The following is a 21,118-nucleotide window of genomic DNA, read 5'->3' as shown; positions in this document are numbered from 1 at the left end:
CTAAGCTGGAGGGATGGAAGAGAACCCGACATCGCTGAGACATACGCGCGGCGACGTATATCTGGTGCTTGCCCTGGCCGCGGCCTCAGTCGTCTTCGCGGTGCTCTACAACACGACGTCGTATTGGCCGTTCAAGGGGCCCTTGTGGTTGATCTGCCTGATGTCGATCCTCGTCACCTTGCCGCTCATCTGGCGTCGACGTTATCCCAGCCAGATGGCATGGATTCAGACCGCTGTCTTCGTCACGGCGCAGGTCCTCTCGATCATGGAACCCGGGGTCACCCAAATCATCGTATTCATGGGGGTGTACTCGGTCGGCGCTTGGCAGGGCAACCGCAAAACGGCTTTCATCTCGCGGCTTCTCCTCTGCGCAGGGATTTTCGTCTACCTGCTGGTGTCGACGGGCGTGCAGTTCAAGGCGATCGGAGACATGACGGTGCTTCAGTTCGCTGCCGCCTCAGCGGTCTCATTCCTCATCAACATCGCCTTCTTCGGCGGGGCCTGGCTCTTCGGCAACCGTGCCTGGAGCCAAAGGAACCTTTTCAACGAACTGCGTAGCGCCAATGCGGAGGTTCGCTCCCAGGAGCAGCAGCTGACGCGCCAGGCACTCGACCTGGAGCGGGTACGCATCGCTCGTGAACTCCATGACGGCATCGCCCACCACATCACCGGCGTCGGCATCCACGCTGCTGCAGCCCGCCGCAGTCTCGAGAAGAACCCCGACAAAGCGCGCGAGTCCCTCAAAACCATCGAATCCTCTACCCGAGAAACCGTCGACGAACTGCGCGCGCTCGTGTACACGCTCCGGGACACCGACGATGTCACCACCAGTGAAGACAGTGCGAAGGGCAACCCCGGCCTCGGCGATGTTCCTGAGCTCATCGACGCTTCACATCGTTCGGGACAGCAGATCGAGTTTCACACCATCGGTCGACCGCGAGCGCTGACGCCGATCACCGAGATGTCGATCTACCGTGTGATCCAGGAATCTCTGACAAATTGCCGCCGTTATGCAGGATCGCACGCCGAGGTGGATGTCCGCTTGCGGTACGGCACCACCAAGCTCGAAGTCGAGATCAGTGACTCCCGGTCCCCCGGTGCACTTCGCGAGGAACCGCATCGGGAGCCCGAATCACCAGTGAAGCAGCCAGGGTTGGGCTTGGGCATCGTCGGCATGCGCGAACGGATGAGCGCTTTGGGCGGCACTCTGGAAGCGGGCCCCAAGTCCCGTGGCGGCTGGTTGGTGCGGGCACAGATTCCCTACCCTCGGAATGTCGCGGACGCCGAGGATGCAGCACCGAAGGCTGACACCGGCGATCTCCCCACCACCACGACTCCCACCACCGATTCGCCCGCCACTTCGAGGACTGCTGCTTCCTCCACCATGATCCCCACCGCAAAGGCCTGAACCGTGATCCGAGTCCTCCTCGTCGACGACCAGTCGATGGTCCGCACCGGTTTCCGCACGATCCTCGAGAGCGAGGACGGCATCGTGGTCGCCGGCGAAGCAGAGAACGGCCAAGTCGCGATCGACCGCGCACTCGATCTCGCTCCAGACGTGATCTGCATGGACGTCCAGATGCCCGTCATGGACGGACTCGAATCCACCGCGGAGATCGTACGTCGGGGAGCGGCCGGTGCTGTCCTCATGCTCACCACCTTCGACCGTGACGACTTCCTGTTCGAGGCTTTGGCAGCAGGCGCCAGCGGGTTTCTGCTCAAGACCGCCGAGGCGGAGCAGCTCATCGACGCGGTCACTGCACTGGCCAACGGCGATGGTCTCCTGTCCCCCGAGGTGACCCGTCGTGTCATCGAACGTTCCGTCCGCAGCCCCGAGACCACAATTGCCAAGGCCCCCGAGCTCGACCTGCTCACCGACCGGGAGCTCGAGGTCCTCCACCTCGTTGCCAAGGGACTGAGCAATTCCGAAATCGCAGGCACGCTCTTCGTCGGCGAAGCAACCGTCAAGACGCATGTGTCCAACCTGCTGACCAAGCTCGACATCCGCGACCGCATCCATGTCGTCATCTTCGCCTATGAGAACGGGCTCGTCGGGAATTGAGCACGCCTGGCCTCCTGCCTTCGCCGAATACTGGTCAAGTGTGAGGCCCAGTCAACTGAATATCGATTCTCCGACAACGGGTGCAACATGATTTCAGATTGTGGAATCGTCTCACCATTGCATAGTCCACTCCCCCGAAACTCCCCGCACGATTGATCCCCAGCACGGCCGATCCAGCGCACCTCCGGCACCGGTTCGCTGCTGGACGGAAAGTTTGCATCAGCATGTGCAGCACGGATATCAGCTCCCCGTTCGACCCCGTCTATGACCGCGTCTATGACCGCCTGCGAACAAGGCGCCGACCCGCAGTCAAGAAGCGGCGCAGGTCTTCGACTGCCTCCGTGCCGGTCGCTCCGCCGTCGTGGTCTGTCTCACCGGCGACGGTGCCCTCGACGTCGTAGCCCGGGGCGAAGGAGTCTCCGCACAGAGTTCCACGGTGCTGCCCCCACGCCAGCGTCGGCACTCCGCCCCTCGGCCACCGTTCACTGTCGCGAGTAGTTGTGCGTTCAATGACTCAGCGGCCACTCGACCGCTTCCCTCCCCCACACCGGTGAGTAGGAAATAGTCCGCTCGGCTGAGGCGGAGCACGTCGACGCCGAATAGATTTGAACCATGATCACCTTGGACTCTATTTCGCGCAGCTTCGGCGACAAACAGGTTCTCCACGACCTGAGCTTCTCCATCGGCTCGGGTCGGATGACCGGGTTCGTCGGTTCGAACGGCTCCGGCAAGACGACGACCATGCGCATCATCCTCGGTGTGCTCGCCTCGGACTCCGGCCGCATCACCGTCGATGGCGAGCCCATCACTCCCGCACACCGCAGTGCGATCGGCTACATGCCAGAGGAGCGCGGCCTCTACCCGAAGATGCCGATCATCGATCAGCTTATCTACCTCGCCCGCTTCCACGGACTCAGCCGTCACTCCGCACGTCGCCGCGGACTTGAACTCCTCGAGCAGCTCGACCTCAATGGCGAACCCAGCGACAACCTCGAGGCCGTGAGCCTGGGCAACCAGCAGAAGGTGCAGATCGCCGCCGCGCTCATCCACCGCCCGCGTGCCCTCGTCCTCGACGAGCCCTTCTCCGGTCTCGACCCGGTCGCCGTCGAACGCACCCTTGAGGTCCTCAAGGATTTCGCCGACACCGGAGCTCCCGTCCTCTTCTCCAGCCATCAGCTCGACTTGGTCGAACGCCTTGTCGATGACCTCGTCATCATCGACGGCGGCCGGCTTGTTGCGGGCGGCACCGCCGATGAGCTGCGCAGTCAGCGCAGCACCCCCGAGTGGATTCTGCAGACCGATGCGGATATGGGATGGGTGCGCGATATCCCCGAAATCACCGTCGTCGAATTCGACGGGAACTGGGTGCGCTTCGCCGCACCGAATCCGGATATCGCCGAGGCGGTCCTGCACCGTGCCATCGCCGTGTCCTCAGTGAAGTCCTTCACTCCCCACACCGTTGCCCTCAACCGACTCTTCCAGGAGGTCACGCAGGCATGAGCATCCAACAGGATTCGAACTCTTCCGAAACGAGCACCCCCAAGAAGTCGGGACTGGCAACGACAGCGCAGACTCAACGTGCAAGCTTCACCACCGCCATCGGTCTCGTCATCGAACGCGAAATCATGGTGCGCATCAAGTCGAGGGCCTTCATGATCTCCACCTTGCTGAGCATCGTCCTCTTCGGCGCACTCGTGGCGGTATCGGGTTCGCTGCCTTCACTGTTCTCTTCCACGGACAAGGTGGCGGTCACCTCGGCGGGGGCGAAGGCAGTAGAGGGAATCGATGGGATCGAACTCGTCTCCGTCGACAGTGCGGATGAGGCGAAGGCACTGGTGACCTCCGAGGAGGTCGCGGCCGCGGTCGTCGACGACCCTGCGTCCCCTGTCGGCGTCACCGTCATCGCCGAACGCTCCGCACCCGAGTCGCTGACCGGCGAGCTCAGCCAGGTCCCGACCGTCGAACTCCTCGACCCCGATGCCCCGGACCCGGGACTGACCTACATGATCGGGCTGGGCCTTGGGCTCGTCTTCTTCATGTCGGCGGTGACCTTCGGAACGACCATCGCCTCCTCTGTGGTGGAGGAGAAGCAGTCCCGGATCGTGGAGATCCTGCTCGCCTCCACCTCGGCGAAGGTGCTGATGTTCGGCAAGGTACTTGCGTGTTCCATCCTCGCCTTCGCACAGATCGGCCTGACCGCGCTCTCCGTCCTCGTCGGCGCCGCCATCAGCGGAAACGACCTGGTGCTCGGCAAGGTCACGGAGCCGATCGCCTGGTTCATCCCGCTCTTCATCGTCGGCTTCGTCATGATCGCCTCTCTCTACGCCGCGGCCGCATCGATGGTCTCTCGGACGGAAGATCTCGGCTCGACGAGCAGCCCGATCATGATGCTCATCTTCCTGCCCTATATGGCGGTCATCCTCTTCTCGTCCAACGAAACTGTGATGGCGGTGATGTCCTACATTCCGTTCTCCGCAGCGGTTGCGGTCCCGATGCGCGTCTTCCTCGGCACGATCGAATGGTGGGAGCCGTTGGTCTCGCTGCTCATCCTCGCGGTGACCACGATCTTGGCTCTCCTGTTGGCGACCCGGATCTTCGAACGATCCATCCTGCAGTCGGGCCCGAAGGTGTCGTGGAAGCAAGCACTGAGTCGTACGAAGAAGTGAACCAGTCGAAGCGCTGAGTTTCTACAACCAGCCGTTGTCGCGGGCGATGCGCACGGCGTCGGCTCGGTTGCGGGCGGCGGTCTTGCCGATACCTGCCGACAGCCGATTGCGCACGGTGCCGGAGGAGATGAACAGCGCTGAGGCGATCTCGCCGACACTGCCACCGCCTGCTGCGGCACGGAGGACCTCGGTCTCCCGCTCTGTCAGCGGCGAGCGCCCGTGAACGGTGGATTCGACGACGAGTTCGGGGTCGATGACCTGGAGGCCTGCCATCACTCGGCGGATCCCCTCGGCGAGGCGGTCGACCGGTGCGTCCTTGACCATGAATCCGCTCACGCCGACGTCGATCGCGCGTTTCACCCACCCCGGTCGCCCGTAGGTCGTGACGATGACGACCTTGACCTGGGGAAACTCTTCTGCCAGTACGGCTGCGACCTCAAGCCCGTCTGGGCTGGGCATATCGACGTCGAGCAGCGCCACATCTGGTGGACGGCGACGAATCGCGGGCAGCACCTCATCACCGCGGGCGCATTGGGCGATCACCTCGAAGTCGGATTCCATTCCGAGCAGAGCGGCGAGCGCCTCCCGGACCATGGTCTGGTCATCGGCGACGAGCAGCGTCGTCATGCGAGTGCCTCCTGCCGTTCGACGGTCAGGACGAATCCGTCGTCGGTCTTCTCAGTCGTGACCACGGCGCCCACAGACTTCGCCCGCTCGCTCAGGCCACGCAGACCGGAACCGGCACCCACCTCGGCGAGGTCGGTGCGTTCGCCTGAGGAATCGTTTCGGATCGTCAGCCGATCGGGTTCGATGGTGATCGTGCAGTGTCTGGCGTGGGAGTGGCGGAGAACATTGGTGCTGCCCTCGCGCACACTCCAAGCGAAGAGTTCACGCAGCTTCACATCGGCGTTGTCGACCGAAGTGGGCGCCTCGACCTCGATCTCAGCGGCGCGCAGCGCTCGGGAGGCTGCGACGAGCTCCTCTGCCAGGGAGATAGACCGCGTTCCCTGCACCGTGGTGCGCACATCGGCCAGGGCACCGCGCGCCAATTCCTCGATCTCGCTGATGTGCTTCGCCGCCTCGGGAGCTCCAGCGGCTTGCAGTTTCGTGGCCAACTGGGCTTTGAGTGCGATGACAGTCAAAGAATGGCCGAGGACGTCGTGGACGTCTCGGGACACCCGCAGCCGTTCGGCCTCGTGTTCAAGTCGGCGGTTCTCCTCCTCAGCCGCACGCGCCGCACGTGCTCGATCGCCGGCCATGATGGCCATGACCATTGCGAAGCTCGAGATCGAGATGCCGAAGGTGGCGGAGTAGTCGTGGGTCCAACCGGGTACGAGACGCTGAGCCACCTCGGCGGCGATGAGCGTCAGGCAGGCCACGATGATTCCCGGAACCACCCTCCGGACCACGACGACGAGGATGACCGAGACGTAGGCGAGGAACGACAGTCCCTCCTCACCGATGAGCTTCGTGACGATGAGGCCGATGCCGATCATCGCGACGAGGCAGAGGATGACCGGAAGGCGTCTGCGACCAACGGGGCCCCGTGATCCCCGCTGCCATGCGTTCGCAGCACCGGGGCCCGTGTCCCGGGACAGGTTACCGAGGCCGAGCCCGCTGACCCACATGGCCAGGTAGAACACCGCTGCGAAGAGGATCGTCAGGCCCACACCCCAATACCGGACGGCACCGGTCTGATTCCATGCCGCGGTCAGCGGGTAGACGAGGAAGACCATCCAGATGGCGGGGAAGAACCACCTGATGAAGGGAAGCCGCACTGGTGATTCTGAGGTCACTGCGGCTCCCCTCCTTCGCTGCTGATTTCCCTCACACCCTGGTGGTGTCTTTGCGCAGCGCCCAAGCCGAACCGGCGATGAAGACAGCCAACCACACGAGGATATTGACCACTGCCCACTGATCGTAACCCCCGCCGAGCGGTGCGCGGGCGATTTCTCCCGCCCCGTAGGCGGGAGTGAAGCGGGCGATCGTCTGCAGAGCGTGGGGCCACACGGCGAGGGGAACGAAGAGTCCGCCGATGAGGGAGAAGATGCCGAGGACCATGCTGGAGATCTGGATCGCGTTCTCGGCGGGCAGCAGATAGCCGAGCATGACGCCGAAGGCTGCAAACACTGAAGACGTGAGGACGACGAGGAGGCCGCAGGCGACCACGGTGCCCAGAGGCGCGTGGACTCCGGTGATCGCGGTGAGCCCGAAGACGACGATGACGGACACAGCACCCAGGACCATCGAGACAAGCACCTTGGTGAGGATGTAGGTCGCTGGATGCAACGGGGTCAGTGCCAATTGGCGGCTCCAGCCCAATGCCCGTTCCACGGCTACCTGGGCGCCGCCGGTGGTTGTGGCCACCATCGCACCGTAGGTCGCCAGGGACACGGAGATGTAGAGGGCCGCGTCCGTGTTGCCCAGCATCTGACCGCGGTTGGTCAGTCCGAAGATGAGGTAGAAGACCGCGGGCATGATCATAGTGAAGATGAGGGTGCGTCGGTTGCGCAGCTTGCGCAGAAGCTCGAGCCGCACCAGTGTCGAGGAGAATCCGCCCAGTCGCGGTGGTCTGCGTGCGTCAAGAGATTCGAGGAATTCCGCCGCCGAGGCAGTCGCCGGGTTAGCTCTCGAGGTGGTCATGTCATGCCCCTTTCGAGGTCGGAGTGCCGTTCGATGTGGGCCCGTTCGGGGTGGGTCCGTTCGGGGTGGGTCCGTTGCTTGAGGTGAGGTTGATGAAGGCGTCTTCGAGCGAGTGGGAGGTGATCTCCAATTCGGTGCAGGCATGATCGAACATTGTGCGTGCGGCGGAATCCGAGTCCGTAGTTCGCATCTTCAGACGCCGTCCCTGCACATCGACGGATTCGACTCCGGCCAGGCCACGAAGCAACGTGATGAGGTCATCCGCACCCGAAGCGGGAAGAGTGGCGCTGACCGTCTTTGCCGAGGCCATGGCCCGGATCTCATGAGCGGGACCATCGGCGACGATGCGACCACTCGAGACGAGGATGACTCTGTCTGCGAATTCGTCGGCTTCTTCGAGGTAGTGGGTGGCGAAGAGGATCGTCTTCCCGTGCAGGGCGTCGGCGCGCATCTCGTGCCAGAAATCTCGGCGCCCGGTGACGTCCATGCCTGTGGTGGGTTCGTCGAGGACGATCAGAGCAGGGTCCGGCAGGAGAGCCATGGCGAAGCGCAGCCTCTGCTTCTGCCCGCCCGAGCACTTCTTGACGACAGAGTTCGCGATGCCGCTGATGCCGGCCCGCTTGAGGACGACATCGACGTCGAGTGAGGAGGCGAAGACCGCCGAGGTGTATTCCACCGTTTCGCGCACCGTGAGGTCATCGAGGAGCCCCCCTGTCTGCATCACCGAGCTGACCAGTCCACGACTGACTGCTCGCCGGGGTGGCATGCCGAAGATCTCAACCGATCCCTCATCGGGTCGGGAGAGCCCGAGGAGCATATCGACGGTCGTGGTCTTGCCTGCGCCGTTGGGGCCGAGGAAGGCCACGACCTCACCAGGCCGGATGCGCAGGTCGATGTCGTCGACGGCCTTGAGGTCGCCGAAGCTCTTCGTCAGATGGTCAAGGGTCACAGCCGGAGGCATGGCTGCCTGCTCGGTTCGCCTGGGTGGATTGGTCGTCTCATTAGTCGTCTGTGTACTCATGACTTCAGATTAGGAAGATACGGGCGCGGCTGATGATGCCATTTGTCACCGATATTCGAGGTTGTAACTCTCCTTCTCAACAGGACGGAACAGCTGGCTCCACCCCTTGCGCACATCCGGGTCTCGTGATTGCGTTATCCATATGAATCCGCAGGAGCCGTCTCTGCCGTTGACCACCGATCGACTCATTCTGCGTGCCTATCGAGAATCCGATGCCGAGGCTCTGCTGCCCATGTACTCTCGTGAGGATGTCGCGCGATTCCTCCTCTGCGATCCCTGGACCGCCGAGGAGTCACGGACCGAGATCTCCAAGCGCATTCCGAAGACCGGTTTGAGCACCGAGTCACGTGCGCTCTCGCTGGTCATTGAGACCAAGGATGGCCTCGACGATATCGAAGGATCTATCATCATCGGCGACCTCGGAATCTGGCTCAACGGCGAATCGTCAGAGAAGGCCGAGATTGGTTGGGTCCTCAATCCGGCGGCCGGTGGCCATGGCTTCGCCTCGGAAGCGGCCACTGCCGTGCTCAATATCGCCTTCGACCACTACCGACTCAATCGGGTCGTTGCACAGATGGATGCCCGGAACACCGCCTCGGCGAAGCTGGCCGAGCGAATCGGCATGCGGCAGGAGGCACACCTGCGCCAGGACTGGTGGTCAAAAGGCGAGTGGACGGACACCCTCGTCTACGGAATTCTGCACAGCGACCGGCAGCAGGCCTGAGCTTCAGAGAGCGTACGTGTCTGACCGTGTGCGTCCTACGGCGTCCGCCGACGCAGAGTCAGCGAACCGACGATGATGGCACCGATGACCCAGCAGCCGATGAAGAGGATGCGCAGCCAGATGTACGCGGCATCCTCGTTGCCCGTCGACACCGCCGTCAGCGCATCGATCGCATGGGAGAGCGGCATCCAGTCACCGATCGCCTCGAGCACACCTGGCAGCTGATCGCGAGGCAGGAAGATTCCGCCGAGCAGAATCTGTGGGAAGACGAAGACCGGCATGAATTGCACAACCTGGAACTCGGTGCGAGCAAAGGCACTGGCCAGCAGTCCCAAAGCCGTACCGAGGAGGGCATCGGCAATGGCGACGGCGAAGAGCAGGAGCACCGACTCCTCTATCTTGAGTCCGCACACCCACGTGGCATAGCCCACCGCGATCGCAGTCTGGACGACGGCGAGAAGACCGAACGCCAGCGTGTAGCCGAGGATGACATCGCCGCGACCCATCGGCATCGACAGCAGTCTCTCCAGCGTTCCGCTGCGACGTTCGCGCAGAGTGGCGATACTCGTGACGAGGAACATGACCACGAAGGGGAAGAGCGCAAGCATCGCGGGTCCGATCCGATCGAAGACCTGCGTCTCGTCGAAGATCCATGCCACAAGCCCGATGAGGAGGCTGGGCACGACAAGCAGCAGCGCAATCGTACGCGGATCATTGCGGATCTGCAGGAGGACGCGGCCCGCCGTGGCCAGCGTTCGCATCGGACTCACTGCGCACGCCTCGTACGCCCCTTGCCGGGCATCGCCCCCGAGCCGGAGGTCAGAATCGTCCGCGCTCCGGCCCTCGCCTTCCGCCCGGCTCTCTTTCCAGCCCGCTTCCGTGGGAACGACGACCCGGTGGAATCGGACGTGATGATGGAGAGGAAGGCCTCCTCCGCGGTCGCCGCCCCTGTGGTCTCCAGCAGTTCGCTCGGTGTCGTGTCCGCGATCACCTGCCCCTCACGCATGAGAAGCAGCCGATCACACCGCGTGGCCTCGTCCATGACGTGGCTCGAGACCAGCAACGTCGTTCCCTCGTCGGCGAGGCTGCGGAAGATGTTCCAGAGATCAGACCTCAGCACGGGATCGAGGCCGACCGTCGGCTCGTCGAGGACGAGCACATCGGGAGACCCGAGCATCGCGGCCGCCAACGACACTCGATTCGCCTGACCACCCGACAGCGTTCTGGCCAGTTGATCGGCCTGCCCGCCGAGGTCGGTGCGGTCGATGACCCGATCGACATCGGACTTCGGTGCCCCCTGGCCGCGTGCGAAGTAGCGCAGGTTCTGCCGTACCGAGAGATCTTCGTAGATGCTTGCCAGCTGCGTCATATAGCCGACCCGGTGCCGCAGAGATGCCGTTCCCGCAGGCTGTCCCAGCACGCTGACCGTGCCGCCTTTGACCGCCTGGACGCCGACGATCGCCCGCATGAGCGTCGTCTTCCCGCTGCCGCTGGGACCCAGCAGGCCAACGATCGCGCTGCGCGGGACATCAAGGTCGAGCCCGTCGATCACGATGCTGGAACCTCGGCGGATCCGCAGACTTCGCGTCTGGATCGCAATGTTTGTCATACTGCGAATCAGACCCCCGATGATCGGACACGTCAAGTGACTTAGCCTGCCAAAGGTCTGCATAACGGTCCGCAGTCCCGGGCAAAGGTTCACGAAACGGGCCTCTGATTGGTCAGAACCACCTCGGCGAGGGTCATAACGTGGAGATAGCAAACGTCGTATCGAAAGGTTCTCACGGTTCCCATGTACAGGCAGTCGTCGAAATTGGCCAACGTCCTCTATGACATTCGGGGACCAGTCCTCGAAGAGGCCGAGGCGATGGAGGCCAAGGGCCACACCATTCTCAAGCTCAACATCGGCAACCCTGCACCCTTCGGATTCGAAGCCCCCGAGGCGATCGTGCACGACATGGTCAAGCAGCTTCCGCTCGCTCAGGGCTATTCCGATTCACGCGGAATCCTCTCCGGACGCCGGGCCGTGGTCCAGTATTACGAGACTCACGGCATCCACAATCTCGATACCTCCGAGGTGTTCCTGGGCAATGGAGTCAGCGAACTCATCACCCTGTCCCTGCAGGCACTGTGCAACCCCGGCGACGAAATCCTCGTCCCCAGCCCGGACTACCCCCTGTGGACGGCATCGGTCGCCCTCTCCGGCGGCACACCCAAGCACTACCTGTGCGACGAGGCCACCGCCTGGCAACCTGACCTCGAAGATCTCGAATCGAAGATCACCGAGAGCACCCGCGGCATCGTCGTCATCAACCCGAACAATCCCACCGGTGCGGTCTACTCACGCGAAACCCTAAAGAAGATCGTCGACATCGCACGTCGCCACAACCTCATCATCTTCGCCGATGAGATCTACGAGAAGATCACCTACGACGATGTCGAGATGGTCAATATGGCTACTCTCACCGGCGACGATGTGCTGTGCCTGACCTATTCGGGCCTGTCGAAGGCCTACCGGATCGCCGGCTACCGCGCCGGCTGGCTGGCCATCACCGGACCACTGTCTGAAGCGAAGAGCTACCTTGAGGGGATCAAGCTCCTAGCCAATATGCGCATGTGCGCGAACGTTCCGGCCCAGCACGCGATCCAGGCGGCACTGGGTGGAAAGCAGTCGATCGAAGACCTTGTTTTGCCCCAGGGCCGACTCGGTGCGCAGATGAATCTCGCCCACGAGGGGTTGAACTCCATCGAGGGCGTGTCCGCGCATCGGGCCAGCGGTGCTCTCTACATGTTCGCGAAGCTCGACGTCGAGAAGTTCGACATCGTCGATGACGAACAGTTCGCACTCGACCTGCTGCGTGAACAGAAGATCCTCGTCTCCCATGGCACCGCCTTCAACTGGTCGAGTCCCGATCATTTCCGGCTCGTCACTCTGCCCTCGGTTGAGGTCCTGGACGAGTCGATCAACCGCCTCGGCGAGTTCCTCTCCGGATACAAGCAACAGGCGAGCAGCACCTGCGAACTTCCGACCGTCAAGGAGATGTCACCCGCTGCAGGGTGAGTCGTCAGGGCTGAGATAATGACCCCATGACGGAGCGCACAGCGGGGCCAGAGAAAGTAGCGGCGGAGTCCGTCGTACAGGCAGTCAGTCTGATCGCGCGGGGCAATCCCGTCGATCGCGGCTCGCTAGAAGCACAGCTCGGGCGGCAGTCGGCCCTCGTCGACTCGCTTCTCGATCTGTCCACCACCATGCTCCGCTGGAGACAGAAGGACCAGGAACGCGCAGCTCTGCTCGAAAGCGCCTCGGAACTAATCCAAGTCAGGGACACGAAGCGTCTTCTGCAGAAGCTTGTCGACAGGGCCAAGTCTCTGATCGGTTGCGACATCGCCTACCTCTCGGAGTACAACCCCGATACCGACGAGCTCAACGTTCGAGCCAGCCGGGGCGCTATTTCGCTCCAGCTCCCAGCACTCCGAGTACCACCTGGAGTCGGGCTCGCAGGCCGTGTAGTCCGCGACCGAGCTGCCCACTGGACATCGGACTACGACCTGACTCAGCTACCGCACGAGCGGCGCGTCGACTCCGCTGTCAAGGCCGAAGGCATGGATTCGCTTCTCGGTGTGCCCATGGTCGTCGACGGCGAAGTGCTCGGTGCCCTGTTTGCGGCGAACCGCTATCCTCACGACTTCGGAGCGGATGAGATCACTCTGCTCTCTGCGTTGGCAGACCACGCCTCAGTAATCCTCAAGACCGCACGGCTGATGGGCGAACTCGCCGATGCGGCGGCCCTCTCAGCAGCCTCAGAGGACCTGGCAGCAGCGAAGGCGAAGACCTTGCAACGCCTCGTTGAAGTGGAAGAGCAGCTCACCCAGCTGGTGCTGCAGGGCCATGGCACAACATCGGTTACGAACGTCATCTCCGAAACTCTCCACGCAGAGGCCCTTACCGTGAACAGTTGGCGCCTCGACTCCCCCGAGTTCCCAACAGACGACGATTTCCTCGGCCAGAGCGGCGTGAGCCGAGAAGATATTCTTGCGGCTCTGGCCACCAGCCGTCACACCGGGCGAAGTGCCCAGATCTCTGACGATGAGCGACTCATCGCCGCCTCGGTGGCATCGAATAAGCGTCAGCACAGCGGACTGTTTGTGCGCTTCCACAGCGCTCCGAAGGACGGTGACCACAGCATCGTCGCTCAGGCGGCGCAGTCCCTGGCCCTGATCCAGATGAACGAGCAGTCACGTGCTGACGCCGAGAACCGTGTGCGCGGCGAGCTAGCCGTCGATTTGATCGCCGACACCAGAAATCTCGACGAGCTGCGAGCGCGAGCGCGCTCCAGCAACTTCACCCTACTCGGCCCCTGGCAGCTGATGGTGGTCCAAGCCGGCCCCAATGACTTCGACCGTATCGGCTCGCTTCTGGCTCGGATCGAGCCGCGGATTCTCATGACCCAGCGCTCGCCAGGGCTGACTGTGCTGCTGCCCCGTTCTGCTCATCGAACCCGGACGCAGTTGAAGGAGCTGCTCACAGCCTCAGAGGTCCTGCGGGACTGTCTCGTCGTCGTCTCCAACACCGATTTCCAGCGCGCACAGCTGCGCACCGCAGAGGACGAGTTGTGGTCGTGCGTGCGGGTGCTCAATTCGCTGTCGATCTCCAGCGGCGTGTGTTCCGCTGAGGACTTCGCTCCCTACACTGCAATGTTCGGCACAGCTCCAGAACACGTCGGACAGTTCATGGAGCGTATGCTCGGCCCTCTCCGACAGTGGGACCAGAGGCAATCTGCCGATCTGGTCACCACGTTGCGCACATACTTCGAACACAGCAATAGCATGAGCCGCACCGCCTCGGCTCTCTCGATCCACATCAATACCCTCAAACTACGTCTGGAACGCATCGATACGGTACTCGACAACGACTGGCGAGCACCCGAATACGCGTTCCGTCTCCACGTCGCGCTCCGGCTGGACCAGCTCCAGCGCAACGTCTGAACGCAGCCGAGCAGACAACTCACCTACCCTGGCTGAAACCGCTATAAGCTGGAGTTATTACTGGCTAAAACAGCCATAGGCGATCGATCCATGAAGTGCTTGACTGAACTCTGCGCGGATTTTCTCCGCGCCGCAGTTTTGACGGGCCCAGCTCCGCCGCGTTCGGCAGCCAGCCCGGCAGACACAGAATCGAAGAAGACTCGACAGGAGACACATAATGGCAGAGAACAGTCGTATCGCCGGCTTCCGCAACATGTCGGTCAATGACCGTCGCACGGCAGTGGCCGAGGCAACCGGGCTCGACACCGAGGTGTTCGCCCAGATCGATGCGACTGCGTTTGGCCCCGCGCAGGCTGCAAACCTGAGCGAGAACGTCTTCGGCGTCTTCTCACTGCCCTTGGGAACTGCCACCAACTTTACGATCAACGGCACCGATGTCCTCGTGCCCATGGCCACCGAAGAAGCGTCTGTCATCGCCGCTGCCAGCAACGCTGCCCGGATGGCACGTCCACAGGGCGGGTTCTTCACCAGCTCGACTCAGCCCATCATGCAGGCACAGATTCAGCTCATCAATGTGGCCGACCCGCATGCCGCTCGGTCCCGCATCTTTGAACGCCAGGCCGAAATCATTGACCTGGCCAATGCCCAGGATCCGAAGCTCGTCGAGGTCGGCGGAGGAGTCAAGGACCTCGACGTTCGTCTCGTTCAGGCGAAATCGGCAACGTATGTAGTCGTCCATCTTCATGTCGATGTCCGTGATGCCATGGGTGCGAACGCAGTGAACACAATGGCCGAAGCCGTCTCGAGCAGCCTCGCGGCAATCGCCGAGGGCGACGCACTCCTGCGCATCCTGACGAACAAGGCGGATCTGCGCATCAGTCGTGCACGTGCCGTCTTCGATAAGGAGCTCCTCGGCGGCACAGAGGTCGTGGACAACATCCTCCACGCCTATGATCTGGCGGCTGCCGATCCGTACCGTGCCGCTACCCACAACAAGGGCATCATGAACGGCATCTCTGCCGTCGTTTTGGCCACCGGAAATGACACTCGCGCAGTGGAGGCCGGAGCCCATTCGCACGCACTCGTCGACGGCCGATACTCCTCACTGTCCACGTTCGAGAAGGATGCTGAGGGCAACCTCGTCGGCAACCTCGAGATGCCGATGCCTGTCGGACTCGTCGGCGGAGCCACCAAGGTTCACCCCGCAGCCCGCACCGCACTCCAGATAGCCGAGGTGAGCACGGCGAAAGATCTGGCTGAGATCATCGTCGCAGCCGGTCTGGCGCAGAATCTTGCAGCTCTGCGGGTTCTCGCAACCGAAGGAGTCCAGCGCGGCCATATGTCGCTGCATGCGAAGAATCTTGCCGTTTCCGCAGGCGCCACTGCTGAGGAAGCCAAGACCATTGTGGAGAAGCTCGTCGAAGAGAAAGCCTTCCGCTTCGATCGGGTGCAAGCCATCCTCGCCGAGCTTCGCTCAGGTGCACAGAAATGATGGAATCACTCCCACAGGTCTTCACCCGCGAAACCCTTCCGTCCCAGGTCAAGGTCTGCGAGGTCAGTGCTCGTGACGGACTCCAAGCTGAATCGGTCACCCTGCCCGCCGAGGTTCGGGTTGAGCTCATCTCCCGACTGGCCAGTTCTGGCCTCAGGACTATCGAGGCCGGCAGCTTCGTGTCGCCCAAGGCTGTACCGCAGATGGCGGACACCCAAGTCGTTCTCGATGCGCTCAACCTCGACTCTGCCGTCTCCTATCCAGTCCTCACCCCCAACCGACGCGGGCTCGACGATGCTCAGGCTGCGGGGGCCAAGGACATTGCTGTCTTCGTCAGTGTCACGGAATCATTCTCTCGAGCCAACCTCGGCGACAGCCTCGAGGTGACCACGGCACGCAACCTTGATGTGGCTACCGCGGCCACCTCGGCGGGGATGCAGGTCCGCGGGTATCTGTCCATGGTCTTCGGCGACCCCTGGGAAGGCCCGGTGGATCCACAGCGTGTGGTCACTGCGTCTGCGCGGCTGCTTGATGCGGGCTGCTCGTCGATCTCGTTAGGCGACACGATCGGCACCGCCACACCCGGTCACGTCGCCGCCGTTCTGCAGGCACTGATCGAAAGCGGCATCCCAGCTGAGTCGATCGCACTGCACACCCATAACACCTACGGTCAAGCGCTGGCGAACGTCTACGCTGCTCTCCAGTTGGGCGTGAGCGAGTTCGACGCCTCTGCCGGTGGAGTTGGAGGCTGCCCGTTCGCAGGCTCAGCGACCGGAAATCTGGCAACTGAGGACCTCGTGTGGATGCTCGACGGTCTGGGAATTTCGACCGGAGTCGACATCCGCGCAGTCGCGGAGACGAGCCAATGGCTGAGCAGGCAGCTCGGGAAACCACTGGCGTCGGCCACCTCGGCGGCCATCGTCACTCAGTAGCACCACAGTTCCGCGACCGGTCCGGGGCAGAATCAGCCCCGCCCGTGTTCCACCTCCAGAAGCACGACTCAACAACAGAAGGTAGGCGAAGATGCCACAGCTGCTCGAAGTCTGGAATGACACCGTCGACTCAAAACACCTAGTCGGCAGCATTGCCATAGGAATCGGGGTGGCGGTACCGGCCTTCCTCATTTCCGACCACCTCTTCACGAGCACCGGTGATGCAGAACTGGGACACTCCTATGCTCTTCTGATCGGGATCGTCGGCTGCATCGTCGGTGCCGTGATCGCCGGAAGCCTGTTCAAACCCAAACGGGTGATCACCCAGGCAGAGGCCGACACCCGCAACCGCCAAGAAGTCATCGACGAAGTCGTCGAAGAGTACGGCGACCTGGGTGACCCTCGCGATCTCAAACCGGCGGTGCAGGAGGAGATCCGAGCCCTCGGGCTCTTCGATGCCCTGGTCGAGAATCATGAGAATCGAGCGAAGGGAACACAGCTGTGAGCGCGGATCTCATCGAACCGATCCTGTGGGCAATCGGCATGGCTCTGCTGGCCGCAGTCCTCTTCACCGGCATCGGCCTCATCTCCGGCACCGATGAGACCGCAATCGTCGCCCCTTTGGCGCTGCTCATCATTCTCATCGGCGTCCCTCCAGCCGGTGTCATCGCCTTCTTCCTCGCCGCCATCATCTCCAAACACATCTCACACGCAGTACCCACAACTCTTTTGGGGATACCCGGTGACACCACGGCCGTGCCGATGCTGCGGGAGGCACAGCTCCTGCGTTCTCTCGGGGTTCCTCACATTGCCTTGCAGAAGGCCATCTCCGGTGGCGTCATCTCGGTGATCATCGCAATCCCCCTGTCTATTCTCTTCGCCCTCATCCTTACCCCTTTCGCCGAGGCGATCGGTGCGGCAGCACCATGGATCTTCATCGCGGCGGCAATCCTCGTTGCCTACACCTCGAAGGGAAAGCTGGCCGCAGTCGTCGCGCTGATCCCCTTCGTACTCATCATCGTCGGGCTGCAGGCGTTCATCCTGGAGCAGAAGGACGCGACGTTCACAACCTCCTTCTTCCTGGGAATCGCGACTGGCCCGCTCATCTACGATCTATTCTCTGCCCTGTCCCCTGCAGGCCGTCGATCGATGACACAGACTGGCAAGCGGGAGTTCGACCTCGCTCCCGATGTTCGACCTGCGGGTGGCACGAAGCTGCCGAATCCCTTCAAGGTCCTGGATCGGCAGCAGTTGGCATACACCAGTGGTTCGGCAGTCATCACCAGCGCAACCTTCGTCTTCTCACCCGTCGCCATGGCGGTGCTCATGGGTGAGATCGCCGGCAGCCGGATCAAGAACGGCTTCCATCGGCTGACGACGGTGGTGTCCGTGAGGAACGGAACGACCGAGTCGACCTACATCGCCGAGACCCTGATCCCGTTGATCGCCATCGGGCTTCCGCTCTCTCCCATGGCCGCAGGCCCGGCAGCGCCCCTATTCAATGCCCCGCCCGTCTACACTCTCGACGCGGAGACCAGTGAGACGAATAACCTGCACGATCTGCTGTCCACCGGCGAATTCGCTCTCTTCGCGATCATTGCCGCAGTCATCGCTATCTTGGTCGCCTACCCGTTCGTGATGAGAAATGCCCACCGGGCGGCAACCTGGGTAATGAAGTCGGTTTCCCACGAAGCGATCATCGCTGGCTTCGCCGCGCTCATCTGCGTCATCTGCCTCTATGAAGGTGGGTTGCTCGCACTCGGAGTCACCATCACAGTAGGCCTCGTCGGCGGCCTGTTCAACCGCATGATCGGCATGCATGCAGGCGTGCAGTTCATGGGCTACTACGTCGCCGTTCTCACGGTTCCGGCGGTCCTGGCACTGTAGAGCCAGTGAACCAGATTCGAAGCACCGGGGCGCATTCACCTCGGTGCTTCGTGCTGTCTCGATGACGGACATCGCATGTCTCCAAAGGTCAGGAATCGTCATAGAAATTCATAGTCTAGTAATTGACTCGACTTAGTAGGTATTGTTGGCGCCGAACGAATTGCTCAACAATTTTCGGCATGCTGAAAGGTCACCACCATGCGCCAACTCATCGTCCTCGGGCTCGTCGGACTCCTCGCCCAACTCATCGACGGCTCTCTCGGCATGGCGTATGGGGTGACGTCGACGACCCTGCTGCTCGCGGCCGGGATCGCCCCGGCGACCGCCTCGGCGGCGGTGCACTTCTCTGAGATCGGCACCTCGCTGGTCTCCGGAATCTCACACCACAAGTTCGGCAATGTCGATTGGAAGACAGTCTCGATCCTCGCCGTTCCCGGCTTCGTCGGTGCCTTCGCCGGCGCCACCTTCCTCACCAGCCTCAGCGGAGACGCGGCCACACCCTGGATATCGGGCATCTTGCTGGCACTGGGCATCTATGTGATCTGGAGATTCCTCTCCCTCGGCGGGCGCCGTCCCACCTTCAAAGGCCGCCCCGGAGTGAAACTCCTCGTGCCCATGGGACTAATAGGCGGCGCTCTGGACTCCATCGGCGGAGGCGGCTGGGGGCCGGTCGGAACCACCACTCTCCTGTCCTCGGGCCGGCTGGAACCGCGCAAGGTCGTCGGCTCGATCGACACCAGCGAATTCGTCGTCGCAGTCGGCGGATCGCTCGGCTTCCTCTTCGCCTTGGGCTCCTCAGGCATCGAATGGTCCATCGCTGCGGCACTTCTGGTCGGCGGAGTCATCGCGGCGCCTGTCGCCGCCTGGCTGGTGAAGATCCTGCCCGCCCGGGTCCTTGCGATCGCGGCTGGGGGCATCATCATCCTCACGAACTCCCGCACGATCGCCTTGGCGCTCGGTGCCTCAACGGCGACTCTGTCGACCGTCCTTGTGGTGCTCGCGATCGTCTGGGCCGGACTCATCGCTCACGTCGTCCGGCTCGAACGCAGCTCTCGCCGGGCAGAGGCCGCCCAAACGGTCGAGCCGGAGTCCGTCACCAGTGGCTGAAGCCCGCAACTCGCACGCTGTTACGATGACGGCATGCGGGTCACCACGAAGTCCGACTATGCCCTGCGGGCCCTGATCGAAATCGCCAATGTCAGCGACGGCGGCCCCATCAGCGCCGACGAGCTCGGAAAACGACAGGACATCCCCAAGGGATTCCTTCAGTCGATCCTCGCCGACCTGCGCAGAGTCGAAATTGTGGCCTCGGTCCGCGGCAAGTCAGGCGGCTGGAAGCTGGTCAAACCCGCTGCAGAAACGACCATCGCCGATGTCATCCGTGCCGTCGACGGTCCCTTGGTCTCGATCTACGGTCAGCGCCCCGAGGCCGTGGAATACGACGATGCCGCCGCTTCACTCCAGCAGGTATGGATCGCGGCCCGCTTTGCTCTGCGCGACGTCCTTGAGCAGGTGAGCATCGAGGCTCTGGCCTCGAAATCGCTCCCCTCCGAGGTGACGGAGAAGGTCGCGATCGAAGACGCCTGGCATCCGCACTGACAGTTCAACTGCCGAGGTGAACCCCCGTCACCGCCACTGTGCGGTCACGGTTCCCACGTCGGCGACCACCTCGGCGATGGCGGCATTATGGGCGGCGACGATCGGATCGTGGCGAGAAATCTTCTGACTCGATTGCGCCGCCCGTGCGCGAGACACGAGGAGCACATCGCGGCGACAAGCGTCCATGGGCATCGGGATGATCTCAACCGTCGGGCCCTCCGGCACCGAGGAATCGGGGATCACAGCGACTGCCAGCCCCGCGGCGATCATCCGGATGATCGCCGCATAGTCATCCATCCTCATCCCCACCCGCGGCTCGAAGCCGGCGGCCACACAGAACGATCTGACCACCTCGTCGATGGCGTCACCGGGATCGATGCTGAACGCCCAGGTCTGGGACACCAAAGCAGTGAGGTCGGGCATCCCGTGCGCATCGAAGGAGATCGGGCCCACGGACTTCGGCACACAGAGGAAGAGCTGCTCCGAATACAAGTGCTTGGCCGTCAGGGTCGACGGTATCCACGTCTTGTCGATGTCGGTCGAGACGAGCAGCGCCAGATCGAGGTCACCAGACTCCAATCTGGCCACGAGCTTCGCATGCTCATCCATCGTCACGTCGAGTGCCGCGGTCGTCATCGCCGCGCTCGTCTCCTCTTGAGACTGCCACCGCACCCGCTTCTGCAGCTGATTGTGAAGCTTCGGGATCACTCGGGCACCGACCGTGGGCACAGCCCCGATCCGCACCAGAACTGCCTGATCCTCGCGCCAGAGAGCCACCTCGGCGCCGAGGCGGTCGCAGAGCCCCAGGATCTCGATCGCGCGGGAGACGACGAGGTTGCCAACAACCGTCGGCTGCGAACCTCGTGAGCTCTTCTCGATCAGCGTCGACCCCAGAGTCCTCTCCAGATTGCGCAGGTGGTGGTTGACCGTGGGCTGGCTCCACCCGAGCGTGGTCGCTGCCGCTGCCACCGAACCGGCCTCCGCGATCGCACGCAGGGCCGAGAGACCACGAGTATCCAGAGTTTCCATCATCCTCCGAGCGACAGCTCAATAGTGTGTATTCATCAGTTTAGGGAACTTGGTATTCTCCGGCAAGGTTTCATTCC

At 62.6% G+C, this 21,118-nt stretch carries 20 protein-coding genes and 1 pseudogene; 13 read left to right on the top strand and 8 right to left on the bottom strand.

Features of this window, described 5'->3' with window-relative positions:
• Nucleotides 1-13 precede the first annotated feature (13 nt).
• Nucleotides 14-1,408 carry a sensor histidine kinase gene (locus INT40_RS16655; RefSeq protein WP_193096542.1) on the top strand — a complete coding sequence of 465 codons (1,395 nt, stop codon included), beginning with the start codon at nt 14-16 and terminating at the stop codon, nt 1,406-1,408.
• Nucleotides 1,409-1,411: 3 nt separating this feature from the next.
• Nucleotides 1,412-2,062 (top strand): response regulator, encoded by a 651-nt coding sequence (locus INT40_RS16650; protein ID WP_101572104.1) that lies wholly within the window; start codon nt 1,412-1,414, stop codon nt 2,060-2,062.
• Nucleotides 2,063-2,336: 274 nt separating this feature from the next.
• On the opposite strand, the gene INT40_RS16645 is transcribed toward INT40_RS16650, so the two are convergent.
• On the bottom strand, nt 2,337-2,525 hold the full coding sequence (locus INT40_RS16645) for a hypothetical protein (protein ID WP_193096541.1): 189 nt from the start codon (nt 2,523-2,525) through the stop codon (nt 2,337-2,339).
• Nucleotides 2,526-2,674: 149 nt separating this feature from the next.
• On the opposite strand from INT40_RS16645, the gene INT40_RS16640 reads away from it, so the two are divergent.
• Both INT40_RS16640 and INT40_RS16635 read left to right on the top strand, forming a co-directional pair.
• On the top strand, nt 2,675-3,562 hold the full coding sequence (locus tag INT40_RS16640) for an ABC transporter ATP-binding protein (protein ID WP_101572107.1): 888 nt from the start codon (nt 2,675-2,677) through the stop codon (nt 3,560-3,562).
• Nucleotides 3,559-4,728, top strand: a complete 1,170-nt coding sequence (locus INT40_RS16635) for an ABC transporter permease (protein ID WP_101572109.1) — start codon at nt 3,559-3,561, stop codon at nt 4,726-4,728. Before INT40_RS16640 ends, INT40_RS16635 begins: the two co-directional genes overlap by 4 nt.
• A 21-nt stretch (nt 4,729-4,749) precedes the next feature.
• Here the strand turns inward: INT40_RS16635 and INT40_RS16630 are convergent, their stop codons facing one another.
• From INT40_RS16630 to INT40_RS16615, 4 genes are read right to left on the bottom strand one after another with little or no spacing between them, the layout of a single operon-like run.
• Nucleotides 4,750-5,355 (bottom strand): response regulator transcription factor, encoded by a 606-nt coding sequence (locus INT40_RS16630; RefSeq protein WP_193072556.1) that lies wholly within the window; start codon nt 5,353-5,355, stop codon nt 4,750-4,752.
• Nucleotides 5,352-6,524 (bottom strand): sensor histidine kinase, encoded by a 1,173-nt coding sequence (locus tag INT40_RS21255; RefSeq protein WP_193096540.1) that lies wholly within the window; start codon nt 6,522-6,524, stop codon nt 5,352-5,354. Before INT40_RS21255 ends, INT40_RS16630 begins: the two co-directional genes overlap by 4 nt.
• A gap of 31 nt (nt 6,525-6,555) precedes the next feature.
• Nucleotides 6,556-7,371, bottom strand: coding sequence for an ABC transporter permease (locus tag INT40_RS16620; RefSeq protein WP_193072552.1), 816 nt, complete (start codon nt 7,369-7,371; stop codon nt 6,556-6,558).
• Between the two features lies 1 nt (nt 7,372).
• The gene (locus INT40_RS16615; protein ID WP_193096539.1) at nt 7,373-8,392 is read right to left on the bottom strand and encodes an ABC transporter ATP-binding protein; all 1,020 of its coding nucleotides are present in this window, start codon (nt 8,390-8,392) and stop codon (nt 7,373-7,375) included.
• A gap of 169 nt (nt 8,393-8,561) precedes the next feature.
• On the opposite strand from INT40_RS16615, the gene INT40_RS16610 reads away from it, so the two are divergent.
• Nucleotides 8,562-9,116 (top strand): GNAT family N-acetyltransferase, encoded by a 555-nt coding sequence (locus INT40_RS16610; protein ID WP_226831558.1) that lies wholly within the window; start codon nt 8,562-8,564, stop codon nt 9,114-9,116.
• A gap of 35 nt (nt 9,117-9,151) precedes the next feature.
• On the opposite strand, the gene INT40_RS16605 is transcribed toward INT40_RS16610, so the two are convergent.
• Both INT40_RS16605 and INT40_RS16600 read right to left on the bottom strand, forming a co-directional pair.
• Nucleotides 9,152-9,886, bottom strand: coding sequence for an ABC transporter permease (locus INT40_RS16605; RefSeq protein WP_193096537.1), 735 nt, complete (start codon nt 9,884-9,886; stop codon nt 9,152-9,154).
• Nucleotides 9,883-10,725, bottom strand: coding sequence for an ABC transporter ATP-binding protein (locus INT40_RS16600; protein ID WP_193096536.1), 843 nt, complete (start codon nt 10,723-10,725; stop codon nt 9,883-9,885). Before INT40_RS16600 ends, INT40_RS16605 begins: the two co-directional genes overlap by 4 nt.
• 183 nt (nt 10,726-10,908) lie before the next feature.
• Here INT40_RS16600 and INT40_RS16595 point away from each other — a divergent pair, with 183 nt between their 5' ends.
• The 8 genes and pseudogenes from INT40_RS16595 (at nt 10,909) to INT40_RS16560 (ending at nt 20,012) form a co-directional block, all read left to right on the top strand.
• Nucleotides 10,909-12,177 carry a pyridoxal phosphate-dependent aminotransferase gene (locus tag INT40_RS16595; RefSeq protein ID WP_101572125.1) on the top strand — a complete coding sequence of 423 codons (1,269 nt, stop codon included), beginning with the start codon at nt 10,909-10,911 and terminating at the stop codon, nt 12,175-12,177.
• A gap of 26 nt (nt 12,178-12,203) precedes the next feature.
• On the top strand, nt 12,204-14,102 hold the full coding sequence (locus tag INT40_RS16590; protein ID WP_193096535.1) for a helix-turn-helix domain-containing protein: 1,899 nt from the start codon (nt 12,204-12,206) through the stop codon (nt 14,100-14,102).
• A 202-nt stretch (nt 14,103-14,304) separates the two neighbouring features.
• Nucleotides 14,305-15,594: pseudogene (locus INT40_RS16585) on the top strand (hydroxymethylglutaryl-CoA reductase, degradative); the annotation flags it as partial.
• Nucleotides 15,591-16,526, top strand: a complete 936-nt coding sequence (locus tag INT40_RS16580; protein WP_319022015.1) for a hydroxymethylglutaryl-CoA lyase — start codon at nt 15,591-15,593, stop codon at nt 16,524-16,526. The pseudogene INT40_RS16585 and the gene INT40_RS16580, both read left to right, overlap by 4 nt.
• A 91-nt stretch (nt 16,527-16,617) precedes the next feature.
• Nucleotides 16,618-17,031, top strand: a complete 414-nt coding sequence (locus INT40_RS16575) for a hypothetical protein (RefSeq protein ID WP_101572140.1) — start codon at nt 16,618-16,620, stop codon at nt 17,029-17,031.
• Complete coding sequence (locus tag INT40_RS16570) at nt 17,028-18,413, top strand: tripartite tricarboxylate transporter permease (RefSeq protein ID WP_193096534.1); 1,386 nt, start codon at nt 17,028-17,030, stop codon at nt 18,411-18,413. The genes INT40_RS16575 and INT40_RS16570 overlap by 4 nt, the downstream gene beginning before the upstream one ends.
• Nucleotides 18,414-18,611: 198 nt before the next feature.
• Complete coding sequence (locus INT40_RS16565; protein WP_101572144.1) at nt 18,612-19,520, top strand: sulfite exporter TauE/SafE family protein; 909 nt, start codon at nt 18,612-18,614, stop codon at nt 19,518-19,520.
• Nucleotides 19,521-19,553: 33 nt separating this feature from the next.
• Entirely contained in the window at nt 19,554-20,012 is a 459-nt protein-coding gene (locus tag INT40_RS16560; RefSeq protein ID WP_193096533.1) for an RrF2 family transcriptional regulator, read from the top strand.
• Between the two features lie 27 nt (nt 20,013-20,039).
• Here INT40_RS16560 and INT40_RS16555 read toward each other — a convergent pair whose 3' ends face one another.
• Nucleotides 20,040-21,044: a LysR family transcriptional regulator gene (locus tag INT40_RS16555; RefSeq protein ID WP_226831556.1), complete on the bottom strand. Its 1,005-nt coding sequence runs from the start codon at nt 21,042-21,044 to the stop codon at nt 20,040-20,042.
• Between the last annotated feature and the right edge of the window lie 74 nt (nt 21,045-21,118).

It is taken from the genome of Brevibacterium sp. FME17 (assembly GCF_014897515.1).
GTDB lineage: Bacteria > Actinomycetota > Actinomycetes > Actinomycetales > Brevibacteriaceae > Brevibacterium.
The sequence above is the reverse complement of the archived record's forward strand: the minus strand, read 5'-3'. Positions and strand labels throughout refer to the sequence as shown.